At 67.7% G+C, this 16,473-nt stretch carries 14 protein-coding genes; 11 read left to right on the forward strand and 3 right to left on the reverse strand.

What is annotated here, in order from left to right; translation table 11 throughout:
- The first annotated feature begins 139 nt into the window (after nucleotides 1–139).
- Entirely contained in the window at nucleotides 140–1,039 is a 900-nt protein-coding gene (locus ACZ5MJ_RS26095) for a helix-turn-helix domain-containing protein (RefSeq protein ID WP_464223806.1), read from the forward strand.
- Between the two features lie 288 nt (nucleotides 1,040–1,327).
- On the forward strand, nucleotides 1,328–2,266 hold the full coding sequence (locus ACZ5MJ_RS26100) for a mechanosensitive ion channel family protein (protein WP_464223807.1): 939 nt from the start codon (nucleotides 1,328–1,330) through the stop codon (nucleotides 2,264–2,266).
- Here ACZ5MJ_RS26100 and edd read toward each other — a convergent pair.
- Nucleotides 2,263–4,155, reverse strand: coding sequence for a phosphogluconate dehydratase (gene edd / locus ACZ5MJ_RS26105; RefSeq protein ID WP_464223808.1), 1,893 nt, complete (start codon nucleotides 4,153–4,155; stop codon nucleotides 2,263–2,265). The genes ACZ5MJ_RS26100 and edd overlap by 4 nt on opposite strands.
- A 225-nt stretch (nucleotides 4,156–4,380) precedes the next feature.
- Between edd and zwf the strand changes: the two genes are divergently transcribed.
- From zwf to ACZ5MJ_RS26130, 5 genes are read left to right on the forward strand one after another with little or no spacing between them, the layout of a single operon-like run.
- Nucleotides 4,381–5,838, forward strand: a complete 1,458-nt coding sequence (zwf, locus tag ACZ5MJ_RS26110; protein WP_464226615.1) for a glucose-6-phosphate dehydrogenase — start codon at nucleotides 4,381–4,383, stop codon at nucleotides 5,836–5,838.
- A gap of 34 nt (nucleotides 5,839–5,872) precedes the next feature.
- The gene (pgl, locus tag ACZ5MJ_RS26115; protein ID WP_464223809.1) at nucleotides 5,873–6,553 is read left to right on the forward strand and encodes a 6-phosphogluconolactonase; all 681 of its coding nucleotides are present in this window, start codon (nucleotides 5,873–5,875) and stop codon (nucleotides 6,551–6,553) included.
- A gap of 36 nt (nucleotides 6,554–6,589) precedes the next feature.
- Nucleotides 6,590–7,603 carry a glucokinase gene (gene glk, locus ACZ5MJ_RS26120; protein ID WP_464223811.1) on the forward strand — a complete coding sequence of 338 codons (1,014 nt, stop codon included), beginning with the start codon at nucleotides 6,590–6,592 and terminating at the stop codon, nucleotides 7,601–7,603.
- Nucleotides 7,604–7,605: 2 nt separating this feature from the next.
- Entirely contained in the window at nucleotides 7,606–8,319 is a 714-nt protein-coding gene (locus ACZ5MJ_RS26125) for a response regulator transcription factor (RefSeq protein ID WP_464223812.1), read from the forward strand.
- The gene (locus ACZ5MJ_RS26130) at nucleotides 8,319–9,647 is read left to right on the forward strand and encodes a sensor histidine kinase (RefSeq protein ID WP_464223813.1); all 1,329 of its coding nucleotides are present in this window, start codon (nucleotides 8,319–8,321) and stop codon (nucleotides 9,645–9,647) included. Before ACZ5MJ_RS26125 ends, ACZ5MJ_RS26130 begins: the two co-directional genes overlap by 1 nt.
- A 108-nt stretch (nucleotides 9,648–9,755) precedes the next feature.
- Here ACZ5MJ_RS26130 and gcvA read toward each other — a convergent pair whose 3' ends face one another.
- A complete protein-coding gene (gene gcvA / locus ACZ5MJ_RS26135) occupies nucleotides 9,756–10,655 on the reverse strand; it encodes a transcriptional regulator GcvA (RefSeq protein WP_464223814.1) in 900 nt (299 codons plus the stop codon).
- 144 nt (nucleotides 10,656–10,799) lie between these two features.
- On the opposite strand from gcvA, the gene ACZ5MJ_RS26140 reads away from it, so the two are divergent.
- From ACZ5MJ_RS26140 to ACZ5MJ_RS26155, 4 genes are all read left to right on the forward strand, one after another.
- The gene (locus ACZ5MJ_RS26140) at nucleotides 10,800–12,104 is read left to right on the forward strand and encodes an adenylosuccinate synthase (protein ID WP_464223815.1); all 1,305 of its coding nucleotides are present in this window, start codon (nucleotides 10,800–10,802) and stop codon (nucleotides 12,102–12,104) included.
- A 1,329-nt stretch (nucleotides 12,105–13,433) separates the two neighbouring features.
- Entirely contained in the window at nucleotides 13,434–13,889 is a 456-nt protein-coding gene (locus tag ACZ5MJ_RS26145) for a YccF domain-containing protein (protein ID WP_464223816.1), read from the forward strand.
- Between the two features lie 203 nt (nucleotides 13,890–14,092).
- A complete protein-coding gene (locus ACZ5MJ_RS26150; RefSeq protein ID WP_464223817.1) occupies nucleotides 14,093–15,250 on the forward strand; it encodes an acyl-CoA dehydrogenase family protein in 1,158 nt (385 codons plus the stop codon).
- Nucleotides 15,251–15,282: 32 nt separating this feature from the next.
- Nucleotides 15,283–15,855, forward strand: a complete 573-nt coding sequence (locus tag ACZ5MJ_RS26155; RefSeq protein WP_464223818.1) for a hypothetical protein — start codon at nucleotides 15,283–15,285, stop codon at nucleotides 15,853–15,855.
- Nucleotides 15,856–16,014: 159 nt separating this feature from the next.
- Here ACZ5MJ_RS26155 and ACZ5MJ_RS26160 read toward each other — a convergent pair whose 3' ends face one another.
- Nucleotides 16,015–16,389: a PHA-granule associated protein 4 gene (locus tag ACZ5MJ_RS26160; RefSeq protein ID WP_464223819.1), complete on the reverse strand. Its 375-nt coding sequence runs from the start codon at nucleotides 16,387–16,389 to the stop codon at nucleotides 16,015–16,017.
- Nucleotides 16,390–16,473 lie beyond the last annotated feature (84 nt).

Below are 16,473 nucleotides of genomic sequence, written 5' to 3' on the forward strand. Positions count from 1 at the left end.
CGTACCCGTTTCTGCGTGTGCGGATCGGGGCCTGTGGGCGGTATAGTCGAGGCTCGCGCGCCAACTTTCGTCGCTGAAAGTGGCGCATGCCGACCCCGGCCGCGCCCTCTTTTCAACGCCCGTACCGTATCCCGTGCCCATGTCCATGCCGACCGATCCGCTCCAGCGCCACGCCGTATTCGCCGCGCTCAGCGGCTCGCGCGCGTCGCTGGAACGCGCCGCCGCGCTGGGCGATGGCCTGGGTGTGGCGCTGTGGGCCAACCGGAACGACAGCACCGGCTATGCGCAGCCTGGCCACCACACCATGTCCGTCTACCTGGAAGGCGGGTACGCCACCTACCGGCGCGACCAGCCCGGCAACAAGGGCGCCCCAGGCCGGCTGTGCCTGCTGCCCGCCGACCATGAGTCGCGCTGGCAAGTGGGCGGCCCCCAGCGCTTCCTGCACCTGTACTTCCGCCCGGAATACCTGGCCTGGCATTGCGTGCGCCTGCTTGACCGCGAGCCGCGCGCGGTGGCCTTGCGCGACCTGACCTTTGCCGACGATCCCTACCTGTTCGGCCTGAGCCAGCGGCTTGCCGCGCTGGACTGGGGCCAGTCCGACGCGCGCATGGCCGGCAATGCGCTGGCGCACGAGGCGCTCAGCCACCTGGTGCTGACCCACGCGGGGCGCGCCGCGCCGGCGGACTGGCGCGGCGGCCTGTCGGCGCAGGCCCGGCGCACCGTGCGCGACTGGATCGAGAGCCACCCCGGCGACAACCCCACACTGGGCGAACTGGCCGCCCTGGCCGGGCTGTCCGAGTTCCATTTCGCGCGCATGTTCCGGGTCTCGTTCGGCATGCCGCCCCATGCCTGGATCCTGCGCGCGCGGCTGGAACGGGCCCAGCGGCTCTTGGCCGACCCACGCCGACCACTGCATGAGGTGGCCGCCCGCGCCGGGTTTGCCTCGGCCAGCCACCTGAGCCATCGCTTTCGCGCCACGTTCGGCGTGACGCCAGGCGTCTGGCGCGCGGGCGCGTCCCACGTTGCCAGCATCGGCTGATCCGGCGCCAGCCGTTACGGCGCAAGACCTGGCGCCGATACCGCGGGACCCGTCCTGAAATCCCGGGAAACCAAATCCCGCTGCGCTTGTCCCCTTCACTGTGGCGTTTTTTCTCTTTGTCAGTGATCGTCTGACATCACGCATCCAACATTCATTAATTCGTCAACTTGATGTTCGTGCGCGGTGGCCGGCAGACGCCGCCGCACACTCGCTGCAGCACGCAGAAACGGGTACGCATTGCCAGCACCGTCAAACCCCCCGACAACAACCGCAAACGGAGCCGCTCCCATGGACCTCAAATTTATCGATGCCAACAAAGTCGAGGCGGGCTGGACCTACCTGGTCCAGTTCGCCATCAACCAGGGCATGAACTGCCTGGCGGCGCTGCTGATCCTGATTGCCGGCTGGTGGCTGTCGGCCCGCGTTGTCACCGCGGCGCGGCGCGCGCTCAGCGACACCCATGTCGACGCCACCATGCGTCCGCTGCTGGCCAATGCGCTGCAGTGGATGGTGCGCGTGCTGACCATCGTGCTGGTGCTGTCGCAGTTCGGTGTGCAGACCGCCAGCATCATCGCCATGCTGGGCGCAGCGGGCCTGGCCATCGGGCTGGCGTTGCAGGGCACGCTGCAGAATATTGCCGCCGGCATCATGCTGGTGCTGCTGCGGCCGTTCCGCGTGGGCCAGTACATCGATGCGCAGGGCGTGGCCGGCACGGTGCGCGAAACCGGGCTCTTCATGACCGAGCTGACCACCTTCGACGGGGTCTGCCTGCGCGTGCCCAACGGCAAGCTGTGGGGCAGCGCCATCACCAACTACAGCGAGAACGCCACGCGGCGGGCGGACATCGAGTTCACTGTGACTTTCGACAGCGATGTGCAGCGCAGCCTGGAAGCGCTGCGCGCAATGCTTGCGCGCGAGCCGCGCCTGCTGGCCGAGCCCGGGCCCGAGACCATGGTGGTCAATTACACGCTGCAGGGCATCACGCTCAACGTGCGCTACTGGACCTTGAACGGCGACTACTGGAACGTGCGCTTCGCGTTCTACGAGCGCATCAAGCGCGTGCTGGAACAGGCAGGCAGCAAGCTGGCGGTGCCAATCCAGGAACTGCATGTGCAGGGCGCCGCCGCCGTACCGGCTGCGGTGAAGGTGGCCGACAGCACGCCATCGACGGGTGCGCCGCGCCCGGCCGGCGCGGCCCCGCGCCAGCCGGTGCAGCACCTGGGCTAGCCCTGCACGGGCACCGAGTGGCCCCTGGTGGCCTCGTCGGCCCCGGCGGCCGCGTCGTCACCGTCGCTCTCGTCCGAGAACAGCGTGCAGGCGCCGCTTTCCGCGGTACTGACATGGCGGCGGAAGGTGGCGAACAGGTCGCGGCCCACGCCGTGCCGATTGGCGCTCAAGTCCGGGCGGGCCGGCGCGCGCGCCTGCCATTCGTCATCCGGCACCAGCACCTCGAGCACGCCCGCGGGCGCATCGACGCGCATCATGTCGCCGCTGCGCACGCGTCCGATCGCACCCCCGTGCAGCGCCTCGGGGCAGACATGGATGGCCGCCGGCACCTTGCCCGACGCGCCCGACATGCGCCCGTCGGTCACCAGCGCTACATGGAAGCCGCGGTCCTGAAGCACCGTCAGCGTGGGCGTGAGCTTGTGCAGCTCGGGCATGCCGCAAGAGGCCGGGCCCTGCCACGGCAGCACCGCGACGAAGTCGCGTTCCAGCTCGCCGCGCTTGAACGCGTGCAGCACATCGTCCTGATGCGCGAACACGATCGCCGGTGCCTCCACCACCTGGTGCTCGGGCTTGACCGCCGAGGTCTTGATCACCGCGCGGCCCAGTTTGCCGTCCAGCAGCTTGATGCCGCCGTCCGGGGCGAAGGGCGCGTCGGCACCGCGCACGATGCTGTCGTCGAGCGGCGCGGCCGGGCCGTCGATCCACGTCAGCTTGCCGTCGCGCAGCACGGGTTCGCGCGTGTAGTCCTGCAGCCCGCGGCCGACGATGGTGGTCACGTCGTCGTGCACGAGGCCGAGCGCCAGCAGCCCGCGGATCACCACCGGCAGGCCGCCTGCGGCCTGGAACTGGTTCACGTCGGCCTTGCCGTTCGGGTACACGCGCGCCAGCAGCGGCACCACGGCCGAGAGTTCGTCGAAGTCATCCCAGCTCAGTACGATGCCGGCCACGCGCGCCATCGCGATCAGGTGCAGGGTGTGGTTGGTGGAGCCGCCGGTGGCCAGCAGCCCGACGATGCCGTTGACGAAGGCGCGCTCGTCCAACACCTCGGCCACCGGCGTATAGCGCTCGCCGCCGTGCACCAGCTTCAGCGCCTGGCGCGCGGCCTCGCGTGTCAGCGCTTCGCGCAGCGGCGTGTTGGGGTTGACGAAGGCCGTTCCCGGCAGGTGCAGGCCCATCATTTCCATCAGCATCTGGTTGGAATTGGCGGTGCCGTAGAAGGTGCAGGTGCCGGGGCCGTGATAGGAGCGGGTCTCGGCCTCGAGCAGTTCCTTGCGGCCGATCTTGCCTTGCGCGTAGAGCTGGCGCGTCTGCGCCTTCTCGTCGTTGCTGATGCCGGTGGTCATCGGCCCGCCCGGCACGAACACCGCCGGCAGGTGGCCGAAGGACAGCGCGCCCATCACCAGGCCGGGCACGATCTTGTCGCACACGCCCAGGTACAGCGCGGCATCGAACATCTGGTGCGACAGCGCCACGGCCGCGGCCAGCGCGATCACGTCGCGCGAGAACAGCGACAGGTCCATGCCGTCCTGACCCTGCGTGACGCCGTCGCACATCGCGGGCGTGCCGCCGGCAAACTGCGCGGTGCCGCCGGCCTCGAGCGCCGCTTCCTTGAGCCACTGGGGGAAGGCCGCCAGCGGCTGGTGCGCCGACAGCATGTCGTTGTAGGCCGAGACGATCGCCAGGTTGGGCCGCTCGTCGGCCTTGAGCCGGATCTTGGCGGCGTCCGGCATGGCGGCCACCGCGTGGGCCAGGTTGGTACAGGAAAGCTGCGCGCGTTCGACCTTCTGCCCGGCCATGGCGCGGGTGCGCTCAAGGTATGCCTGGCGCGAGGCGGCGCTGCGGGAGACGATGCGGGCGGTGACCCGCTCGAGCACTGGATGACGTGGCATGGGGTTCTCCTGCGGGGGAGCTTTCAGCCTAGCGCACTTTGCCGCGTACCGCACGACCCCTGCGCGAGGCACGCAGAAACGGGTACGCTTCGCGCTTCGGTCATGCCTTTGCCATGGCATGTGCCGCGGCCTGCGCCTCGCCAAGCGCTGGCGAGTCACGTAAACTGGCCACAACGCGCGCCTTCCATGGCGGGTCTTCCATCGCTAAAGGAGTTCAGGGTGAGCATGCCTGATTTCGACATGGTGCTGTTCGGCGGCACCGGCGACCTGGCGCGGCGCAAGCTGCTGCCTTCCCTGTTCGATGCGCACCACGCGGGCCTGCTGCATCCGGCCGCGCGCATCCTGGCCACCGGCAGCCAGCCGCTCTCGACCGCGGACTACCTCGCCTCGCTGGAGCAGACCGTGCGTCCCGCGCTGGCCCATGCGCCGCCGGAGTCATGGGACCGCTTCTGCGCACGCATCGTCTACGTGCAGGCCGACGCACGCGTGCCCGCGCATTTCGATGCACTGGCCGGGCAGGTGCTGGCACGCAAGCCGGAAGTGGTGGTGTGCTATCTCGCCACCGCGCCGCACCTGTTCGTGTCGATCTGCGAGCAGCTGGCACGCACCGGCCTGAATACGCGCCAGGCGCCCAACGTCCGCATCGTGCTGGAAAAGCCGCTGGGGCATGACCTCGAATCGAACGAGGCCATCAACTCGGCGGTGGCGAAGTTCTTCGCCGAAGAGCAGATCTACCGCATCGACCATTACCTGGGCAAGGAGTCGGTGCAGAACCTGATGGCGATCCGCTTCGGCAACGCGCTGTTCGAGCCGCTGTGGCGGCGCGAGTGGGTGCAGGACGTGCAGATCACCATCGCCGAAGAACTGGGCGTGGAAACGCGCGGCGACTTCTACGACCGCACCGGCGCGCTGCGCGACATGGTGCAGAACCACCTGCTGCAGCTTCTGTGCATGGTGGCGATGGAGCCGCCGGCCAGCCTAAGCGAAGACGCCATCCGCGACGAGAAGATCAAGATCCTGAAGGCGCTCAGGCCGATCACGCCGCAGGACGTGGCCGAAAAGACAGTGCGCGGCCAGTACAAGTCGGGCGCCATCGGCGGCAAGCCGGTGCCGGGCTACCTGGACGAAGCGGGCATTGCGTCCGACAGCCGTACCGAGACCTTTGTCGCGATCAAGGCCGAGATCGCCAACTGGCGCTGGGAAGGCGTGCCCTTCTACCTGCGCACCGGCAAGCGCATGCAGTCGCGCGTGGCCGAGATCGTGATCCATTTCCGCGACGTGCCGCACGCGATCTTCCCGCGGCCGCTGACGCTGTCGCCGCAGAACCGGCTGGTGATCCAGCTGCAGCCCGAAGAAAGCATCCGGCTGTACTGCCTGGTCAAGCAGCCCGGCGACACGCTGGAACTGACGCCGACCTCGCTCGACCTGGACTTCGCCAACTCGTTCAAGGTGCGCCGCGCCGGCGCCTACGAACGGCTCCTGCTGGACGTGATCCGCGGCCGGCTGGGCCTGTTCGTGCGCCGCGACGAGCAGGTGCAGGCCTGGCGCTGGGTCGAACCCATCATCGACACCTGGGATGCCAGCACCGTGCCGCCCAAGCCCTATACCGCAGGCACCTGGGGGCCGGCCGCGTCGTCGGCGCTGATGTCGCGCGACGGCGGGCTGTGGCACGAGGAAGCCTGAGCCATGCGCACGCAAAATCGCCAAGGAAACCATCATGCGCCTGTTTGAACATCCCACCCCGATGGACCAGGCCGAGGCACTGGCCATCTCGATCGCCAATGCGCTGGAGCTTGTCATCCGCGTCAAGGGCTGGGCGGTACTGGCAGTCTCGGGCGGACGCTCGCCCGTGGCAATGTTCGAGCGACTGCGCCACCGGCACGTGCGCTGGGAAGCGGTGACCGTCACGCTGGTCGACGAGCGCGTGGTGCCGCCCGACCACGCGGACAGCAACGCCGCCCTGGTGCGCGCGCACCTGCTGCGCGAGGCCGCCGCCAGCGCCGCCTTCGTGCCGCTGGTTGCCGATGCGCAGGACGCTGCCGCCCCCGTGCAGGCGGTGGCGCGCGCCAACCGCGCTTTTCGCCAGCCCGATGTGGTCGTGCTGGGCATGGGCGAGGACGGCCATACCGCCTCGCTGTTCCCGGACGCGCCCGAACTGCAGAGCGCGCTGAGCGAGCCGCAGCCTGGCTACGTGATCACGCATCCGTCGGCCGCGCCGCATGCCCGCATCACGCTGAACCTGGCGGCGCTGCTGGCCGCCGAGCGCGTGTTCCTGTCGGTGTCCGGCGCGGCCAAGGCCGAGGTGCTCGAACGCGCGCTGCAGGGCCCGACGCCGTCCCTGCCGGTCAGCCTGGTGCTGTCGCGGCACCGGCACGGGTTTGACGTGTTCAGGACCTGACCGCGCTGAACCCCAAGAGGAGCGATATCCGACGCCATGGCCACCACTGCATCCTCCCCTGCTGACTTCCCCCGCCTGCTCGGCGATGTCGGCGGCACCAACGTGCGCTTTGCCCTGGAAACCGCGCCCATGCGGATCGGTCCGGTGACCGCGCTGAAGGTGGCCGATTTCCCGTCGCTGGAAGCCGCGCTGCGCCAGTTTCTCGACGGCCTCGCCGCGTCGGGACAGCCCGCGCCGCGCCACGCGGCGATCGGCCTGGCCAACCCCGTGACCGGCGACCAGGTCCGCCTCACCAACCACAACTGGCTGTTCTCGATCGACGGCATGCGGCGTGCGCTCGGCCTGCAGACCCTGGTGGCCATCAACGACTTCACCGCGCTGGCGCTGGCGCTGCCGCACCTGCCTGCCGACGGGCTGGTGCAGGTGCGCGCCGGCACCGCCGTGCCTACCGCGCCGCTGGCGCTGCTCGGGCCCGGAACCGGGCTGGGCGTCTCCGGCCTGGTACCGGCACCGGGCGGGCAGGTCGTGGCGCTGGCCGGAGAAGGCGGCCATATCGAACTGATGCCGGACACTGACGACGAATGGGTCGCCTGGCGCGGGGTGCATCGCAACGTCGGCCGGGTGTCGGCAGAGCGGCTCCTGAGCGGCAGCGGCCTGTCGCATATCCATGCCGCGCTGGCCGCAGAAACGGGTACGCTTTTGCTCGCGCCGCTGTCGCCGGAGCAGGTCACCACGGGTGCCTTCGAACGCAACGACTCGCTGTGCCAGCGGGCCATGGCCGTGTTCTTCGGCTTGCTTGGCTCGGTTGCGGCCGATATCGCGCTGGTGGTCGGCGCGCGCGGCGGGGTCTACCTGGGCGGCGGCATCCTGCCGCGCTTCGTGCCTGCGCTTCAGGCCTCGGTGTTCGCCGAACGCTTCGTCGCCAAGGGCCGCATGCGCGGCTGGCTCGAGGCCGTGCCGGTCCATGTCATCACCGCCAGCCATCCGGCGTTGCCGGGGCTGGCGCAAGCGCTGGCCGAGCGCCTCGGCGGCTCGATTCGGAACGTATAGCCATGCGCGTGCTGCTGGTGGAGGACGATGCCATGATCGGCGACAGCGTCAAGCTGGCGCTGCGCCAGGAAGGCTTTACCGTCGACTGGGTGCGCGACGGCGACGCCGGCCTGGCCGCGGCCAGCACCGCGCAGGACGGACAGCCGTGCTACGACCTGGTCCTGCTTGACCTGGGACTGCCGCGGCGCCCGGGCCTCGACGTGCTGCGCACCCTGCGCGCGCGCGGCGTGCCAACCCCGGTGCTGATCCTGACCGCGCGCGACGCCGTCGCGGACCGTGTCGCGGGGCTGAACGCCGGCGCCGATGACTACCTGGTCAAGCCGTTCGACCTGCAGGAACTGGCCGCGCGCATGCACGCGCTGGCACGCCGCGCGGCCGGGCGCGCCGAACCACTGGTCACCTACGGCGACATCGCGCTCAATCCCGCCACGCGTGAAGCCACCCATCGCGGCGAGCCGGTGCGTCTGTCGGCACGCGAGTTCGCGCTGCTGTCCGCGCTGATGGCGCGCCCTGGCAAGGTGTGGTCGGTGGCGCAGTTGCAAGAGCGGCTGTATGGCTGGGACGACGAAGTCGGCAGCAATACCGTCGAGGTCTATATCCACGCGCTGCGCAAGAAGTTCGGCGCGGCGCTGATCCGCAATATCCGCGGCGTGGGCTATGTGGTGCCGCGCCTGGACGGGGATGCGGCGTCCGCAGGCGAAGGAGACACCCCCTGATGCGCTCCATCCAGCGAACCCTGCTGTGGTGGCTGGCCGCGGGCCTGCTTGCCGGCATTGCCATCGCCACCGCGCTGATCTACGGACAGGCGCGGCAGGAGGCCAATGCGCTGTTCGACTACCAGATGAAGCAGATGGCCGCGGCGCTGCCCAGCCAGTTTGCCGACCCGGTGGCGGCGCCCTTCCTGGGCGCGCCCGGCGACCTCGCGCATGCTGACGAGGACGTGGTCATCCACATCTGGGACGGCTCCGGCCGCAGCCTGTACCTGTCGCATTCGCACCCGGCGCTGCCGGCGCGCGCCGAGCTGGGCTTTTCCAACGTGACCACCCAGCAGGGCGAATGGCGCCTGTACAGCATGCAGCTGGGACCCACCGTCGTGCAGATCGCGCAGCCGATGAGCGCGCGCCGCACGCTGGCCGCGCGCATGGCGCTGCGCACCGTGGCGCCGCTGCTGCTGTTGCTGCCGCTGCTGGGCTGGCTGGTGTGGATGGCAGTGGGGCGCGGCCTGCGCCCGCTGCGCGAGATCGCCACCGAGGTGCGTGCGCGCGACGCCAACACGCTGGCGCCGCTGGCCGTGCGCCAGATGCCGGACGAGATCGCACCGCTCAGTGCCGCGCTGAACCAGCTGCTGGCGCGCCTCTCGCACGCCATCGACACCCAGCGCGCCTTCGTCGCCGATGCCGCGCACGCCCTGCGCACGCCGCTGGCTGCGCTGCAGCTGCAGGCCCAGCTGGTGGAGCGGGCCGAGAACGGCGCGGCGCGTGACGAGGCCATCGGCAAGCTGCGCCAGGGGCTGGAGCGGCTGACCCACCTCGTCGCCCAGCTGCTGACGCTGGCGCGGCAGGAGCCGGGCGCGGCCATTCCCCCGCACGAACCGGTGGAACTGCACCAACTGGCAGCAAGCGTGGTCGCGGACATGGCGCAGGCCGCTCTGGATCGCAATATCGACCTCGGGCTGGACGGCAGCGAGGACGCATCGCCGGCGGTGGTGCGTGGCGACGCGGATGCGCTGCGCATCCTGCTGACCAACCTGCTGGACAACGCGCTGGCTTATATCCCGTCTGGCGGCCGCATCGATGTGCAGGTGGACCGCAGCGCCGATGGCCGCATCGTTGAACTGGTGGTCAGCGACAACGGGCCGGGGATTCCCGCTGAAGAGCGCGCGCGCGTGTTTGATCGCTTCTATCGGGTGGCCGATGCGCCCACGGGTGGCAGCGGGCTGGGGCTGGCCATCGTGGCCGAGATCGCGCAGTCGCATGGGGCGCGGGTGGTACTGGAGGATGCGGGGCCGGGGTTGCGGGTCAGGGTGGTGTTTGGGGTTGATTAACGGTGCCGTCCGCCATGCATTCGAGCGCTTGCCAAGGGAAGTGCAGACCCGGGAATCGTCATGCCCCCGATCTTGTCGGGCGCCGCGGCGGCGTCGCGTGGGTAGGCACTAAACGCTCCGCGAGAACCGGCGACCCAGTTCGCGCAGCCACGTCAGGAACGTATTGATTGCGGCATCCTCCAGGCGTGCATTGTGGACGTAACTGCAGTAACGCCACGCAGGCAAGGCCGGCCCTTCGAACGGAAACACAAGACGGCCTTCCTCGACATCCAGCGCAACCAGCGCGGTCGGGCCCATTGCGATACCCAGGCCGTCAATCGCGGCTTGCAGGGTCAGGTAAAAGTGATCGAGTTGCAGGGAATTGCGTGTGGCAAGCCGAGGGTTGCCGCACGCCGCCAGCCATTCCGCCCAGAGGCCGGGATAGGTCGCCGTGTGCAGCAACGTGTGTTGCGCCAGGTCCGAGACATGGCGAATCGGGTGGGATTCCAGCACCTTGGGTGAGCAAACCGGCAGACGTACTTCGGACAGAAACTCGCCGACGACGTATCCCGCCGGCTTCTGCTCGCTGCCACGAATCGCCACATCGAATTCGTCGCGCAGTCTTTCGACGGGCTCGTCCGACGTGGTCAGCCGAATCTCCACCGCCGGGTTGGCCAGCTGGAAGTTCGACAGTTGCGGCAAGAGCCAGCGCAAGGCGAACGTGGTCGGCGCATTGACCCGGATGATCTGTTGCCGCGCGGCATGGAGTTGCTCATTGGTGGCCAGTGCGATGCGATCAAGCGCCGCCGATATCTCCGACAGGTAAGCGCGTCCCGGCGCAGTCAGTACGACCCGCCGGCCCCGGCGTTCGAACAGGTCATGACCAAGCCAGGCTTCCAGTTGCCCCACTTGCCGGCTGACTGCGCCGTGCGTGACACAAAGCTCGTCGGCTGCCGCGGAAAAGCCCTCAAGCCGGGCGGCGGCTTCGAACACGCGCAGCGCGTTCAACGGTGGCAGGCGACGTGGCATGGGGCTACCTTCTATGTGATTTTTCCTGACATGGATACTGAGTTTATATCGATTTTCGTCGGGGAAAATAGCCAATATATTGCGTCGGTAGATCTCGGACCCGTTCCGGATCTGTCTGATTAAGTCACCAGGGAGTACGATCGTATGTCGAATGTGGTGGTGGTGGGCGCACAATGGGGCGATGAGGGCAAGGGCCGGATTGTGGACTGGCTTGCCGAGAAGGCGGACATCGTGGCCCGCTACAACGGCGGTCACAACGCCGGTCACACGCTCGTCGTGAACGGCCGGACCTACAAACTGGCGCTGCTTCCGAGTGGCGTCGTGCGGGGAAAGCTTGGGCTGATCGGCAATGGCGTGGCCCTGGACCCGGAGGCGCTGCTTGCGGAGATCGACCGCATGGCGGCGCTGGGCATCCGCGTGACGCCTGAGGTGCTGCAGATCGCCGGAACGGCCACGCTTGTGCTTCCGCTCCACCGCGCGATCGACGCCGCCCAGGAACGCATGCGTGTCAAGCCGATCGGCACCACGCTTCGCGGCATCGGTCCGGCATACGAAGACAAGGTCGGGCGCCGCGGCTTGCGCGTTTGCGATCTTGCTGAACCGGAATTGCTCGCGGACAAGCTTGACCTGCTGCTGCAGCACCACAACGCGTGGTTCCGCGGCCTGGGTCTGGAACCGTTCCAGAGAGACCCGATGTTGAGCGACCTGCTCGACATGGCGCCGAGAATCCTGCCGTTCGTGGGACGCGTCTGGGAGCAGCTCGACAATGCGTATACATCGGGCAAGCGCACGGTCTTCGAGGGTTCGCAGGCGGTAATGCTGGACGTGGATTGGGGTAGTTACCCCTATGTGACGTCGTCGAGCACCATTGCCGCCGGCGCGGCGAGCGGCACGGGTATCGCACCCTCCCGCCTGGGGCCGGTGCTGGGCATCAGCAAGGTCTATGCGACGCGCGTTGGCGAAGGTCCGTTCACGTCCGAAGTGGACGGAGCGCTGGGTGACACGCTCAGACAGCGGGGCGGCGAGTACGGCGTCAATACCGGCCGCCCGCGTCGCTGCGGCTGGCTCGACACCGTGCAGCTTCGCCAGAGCGGCAAGGTCGCCGGCATCAACCTGCTGGCATTGACCAAGCTGGATGTGCTCGATGGATTCGACTCGGTCCACGTATGCGTGGGCTACGAACTCGACGGAAAGCGCATCGACTACATGCCATCCACGAACGCCGAACAGCAACGCCTCGTTCCGGTGCTCAAGCGCTTTGAAGGTTGGAAGGATTCGACCCGGGGCATCCGGTCCTTTGCCGATCTTCCCCGCCAGGCCGTGGCGTTGATCGAGGCGATTCAAGAGGAGGTCGGCATCCCGGTGGCCATGGTGACTACCGGCCCCGAGCGGGACGACGCGATTGTCCTGCGATCCCCGTTCGACGATGCGGGCTGTCTGGCTATGTGAATGGGATCACGGCGGCGAGTGAGGCAACCCGCGTCATTCGAATTCGCCCACCCTCTCGAGGGACAGGGCAGCGGCATAGCTCGATCCGCGAAAAAGCGCTTCGTTTATGCGGGTTGGCCTTGGTATGTCGGTCGGGTTCGATGTTGTCGTAGGTTGGACCGCCCGGTTCCGCCCTGCTGGGCGGGTCACTTTTTGTCCGAGCGACAAAAGTAACCAAAAAACGCGTCGCCTGGGCGGCTGGCCATCCATTCCTCGGTGTTGGTGGGTCGGACGGTGGTGATTTCCCGTCGATGGGGTTGGTGGTTCAGGCCTGCTACGCACCCTGTCTGTGCCCACATCAACGGACTATTGGACGAACCCGACTTTAGGCTGTTGGCAGCCTTCTAACCAGGTCATCGGTAGGACGCCTACGGCTGCGCTGCGCGCACTCAGTATCGTAGGTCAGGGGCTCGGGCACGGAGTGCGTCGCTGCGCTCGCACGGCGTTGTCGCCGATGATGCCGGGCCAACTGTGCAAATCAGGACGTGGCCGCTGGTTCTGCCCCGTTAGGACGTGCGCGCAGCGCAGCCGAAGGCGTCCGACCGACGCGGTGTTTAGCAGGTTGCCAATAGCCTAAAGTCGGGTTCGTCCAATAGTCCGTTGATGTGGGCACAGACAGGGTGCGTAGCAGGGTCGAACCACTAGCCCCATCGACTGGAAATCACCGCCGCCTGAACCGCCCACACCGAGGAATTGGTGGCCAGCCGCCAGAGGCGACGCGTTCTTTGGTTACTTTTGTCGCTTGGACAGAAAGTGACCCGCCCAGCAGGGCGGAACCAGGCGGTCCAACCTACGACAACATCGAACCCGACCGACATAACCAAGCCAACGCGCATGAAGCCCACCGGCCACGCCGGCGAAACAGCCCACGCCCGCCAAGACCACTAGCCTCCCGCTGTGGGCTTCATGGCGGGGACAGCGGGCCAGGCGGTGCAGTCGGAGAAGGGTGGGGCGGCTGCCGCAGGCATCCGGCGTGCGGATAGCTGGCAGACGTCACATTCTAGCGCCGTGGCACCGGGCTTGCCGAAGGCGACAGCGCACGCGGTGGGCACGCAGAAACGGGTACGTTTTGCCTCCCGCGGGCGCGTTCATGACCGGTCCTGCGTCGTGGCATATGCCTATAAACAAGGATCGAACGCGTTTCCCGGACGGCCCGCGGTGCCGTTTTGCCGGCCCCGGCAACGCACGCAGAAACGGGTACGCTTTGGTGCCGCGACCGCCTCCCAAGCATGCCGGGACAACACCATTGCGTATCATGCGTGTTCTCTTCCTCACTCGCAAAACAACAACATGCGCGCAATCGGCAACTTCCTCTGGTTCATTCTTGGCGGCGTGGTGATGGGGCTGGCCTGGTGGCTGGCCGGGCTGCTGGCCTTTATCTCGATCATCGGGATTCCCTGGGGCAAGGCCTGCTTCGTGATCGGCACCTTTACCTTCTTTCCGTTCGGCAAGCAGGCCATCAGCCGGCGCGAGCTGACCGGGCGCGACGATGTCGGCACCGGCGCGCTGGGGCTGGTGGGCAATGTGCTGTGGTTTGTCTTTGCCGGCGTGTGGCTGGCGATCGGGCACGTGATGGCGGCGGTCGCCAACTTCGTGACCATCATCGGCATCCCGTTTGCGATCCAGCACCTGAAGCTCGCCGGCATTGCGTTGGCGCCGATCGGCCAGACCGTGGTCAGCAACGAAGTGGCTGACGCCGCGCGCCGCGATGGCGCGCGCGCGCAGGTGGACAACCTGCGCCGCTGAAGCTTCAGGCGCCAGCGTCTCCGGCGCTGGCCATCGGCCTGGCGGGCTTGTTGTCCGTCACCGGGGTTTGAGCGATGTTTGTCCGGCAGCTATTGTCAAATTTTATTGACGCTTCTGTCCAAGATCCAGTGGATTGTCAAATCGTGCGAGCGGCGTACCATAGGCGGCCAGACTGACGCACTGGCTTGACCCGGAGAATTACCATGGCCCTTGACCAAGAATCCTTTGCCCTGCTGCGCGCTTCGGTGCAGCGCTTCATCGACGAACGCCTGAAGCCCGCCGAGGACACGCTGGAGGAAACCGACGACGTGCCCGCCGAGATCGTCGCGGACATGAAGGAGATGGGCCTGTTCGGCATCTCCATCCCTGAGGCCTACGGCGGCATCGGCCTGTCGATGTCGCAGGAATGCGATGTGGTCTACGACCTGGGCCACACCGCGTTTGCCTTCCGTTCGGTGTTCGGCACCAACGTGGGCATCGGCTCGCAGGGCATCCTGATGGATGGCACGGAGGACCAGAAGCAGCAGTACCTGCCGCGCATCGCCAGCGGCGACCTGATCATCTCGTTCGCGCTGACCGAGCCGAATGCCGGCTCCGATGCCGCCTCGCTGCAGACCAGGGCCGAGCTCGACGGCGACCACTATGTCATCAACGGCACCAAGCGCTTTATCACCAACGCGCCGCGCGCCGGCGCCTTCACGCTGATGGCGCGCACGGGCGGTGCGGGCGCTTCGGGCATCTCGTCCTTCATCGTGCCGGCCGACACCCCGGGCATCTCGCTGGGCAAGCCGGACAAGAAGATGGGCCAGCGCGGCACCAAGACCTGCGACGTGGTGCTGGAGAACGCGCGCGTGCCTGCCGCCAACATCATCGGCGGCGTGCCGGGCGTGGGCTTCAAGACCGCGATGAAGGTGCTGGACCGCGGCCGCCTCCATCTCTCGGCGCTGGCCTGCGGCATGGCACACCGCCTGATCACCGACGCGGTGGCCTATGCCAAGGAACGCAAGCAGTTCGGCAAGCCCATCGGCGACTTCCAGCTGATCCAGGCCATGCTGGCGGACAGCCAGGCCGAGCTGTACGCGGGCCTGTCGATGGTGCGCGACTGCGCCCAGCGCTACGACGCCAAGCCCGCCGGCAAGAGCGATCCGGAAGTCAGCATGCTGGCCTCCTGCACCAAGATGTTCTGCACCGAGATGGTGGGCCGCGTGGCCGACCGCGCGGTGCAGATCCATGGTGGCGCCGGCTATATCGCCGAATACAAGGCCGAGCGTTTCTACCGCGACGTGCGCCTGCTGCGCCTGTACGAAGGCACCACGCAGATCCAGCAGCTGATCATCGCCAAGCAACTGCTGCGCGACTGACCACGCAACGGCCCGGGGCGGCAGGAGTCGACATGAACACGATGCAGTTCCGCGGGCCGGACAGCCCGCCGCAGGCAGGGCATGATGGCGACGCGCCGCACCGGCTGCGCGCCGTGGTGGCGACCTATCGCCCCACGCTGCAGGCCTATACGCTGGCGGTGTCGCCAGCCGAGCTGATGGTGCTCAGCGCGCCGCCGGCGGAGATGGCGGGCAACGTGGGCGCCAGGGGCGATCCACGCGCGCACGCGCATCTGGCGCGCTTGCGCGGCGAGGTCCAGGCCAGCGGCATTGCGTTGCCGGGTGCGATCGTGGTCGCGGTCAGCGGCGGCAGCCTGCAATGCGAGTTCGACCATCTGTATGCGCTGTCGCTGCATCCGCGCCGCGGTGACCGGCTGATCGTGCTGGACGGCTACGAGCGCCTGCTGGCGCTTGCGCATGGCGAGCGCCGGCAATGCAAGACGCTGGTGTCGGCGGTGCTGTGGCGCACGGCGCTGGAGTCCGCCGCGGCGGCACCGGCAACGGATGCCGCCAACGATACGATCGATGCGCCCGTGGCGCAGTCATGCGCGGCACGCTGGGCCCATGCTACCCGCGTGTGGCACTGACCCCGGCGACGGGCGCGTAATACTCGAACTGCTGAATGCGACTGGCGCGATCCGTGTGATCGGCGCAATGTGACGTGAGCCGCCTGCATGGCGGCTTTTTCTTTGTCGGTGCCCAGACTTGCCTGAACGCCGCTGCAGGCTTGCTCGCGGTATCGCCGCTTATTGCGGCCACACCCCATCGATATCGCGCAGCAGGTGGCCGGCGAGAATATAGTCCCCGAGCCGCGTGGCCTTGGCCTCGAGGTCGAGCAGTTCATTGTCCGCCAGCGTGCCAAGATCGAACTGGCAATAGAGATTGCGTTGACGGAATGTGGCCTTGGGTTTGGCCAGCCCTTCGATCAGGGCTTCGCGGGAACGGACGGCGATGCTTTCTTGTCCGCGATACTGCACCTTGATACCGCGCTTTTCTCCGAGCCTGCCGAGTTCGACGGCGTCCTGCCATCCCGTCTCGTAGTCCAGCTCAAGCGCCAGCACGCCCTCCGAGGCCAGAAGCCTGAGCGCTTCTGCCTTGCTGCCAGCTCGCACGATTGACATCCACACCTCTTATATCGACTTATACTGTACGAATATACAGTCAACCCGGAGTCGCGGCAAGGCCCTTGCTGCGGACAGCGGTCG

This window comes from Cupriavidus sp. LA-1, from assembly GCF_055385985.1.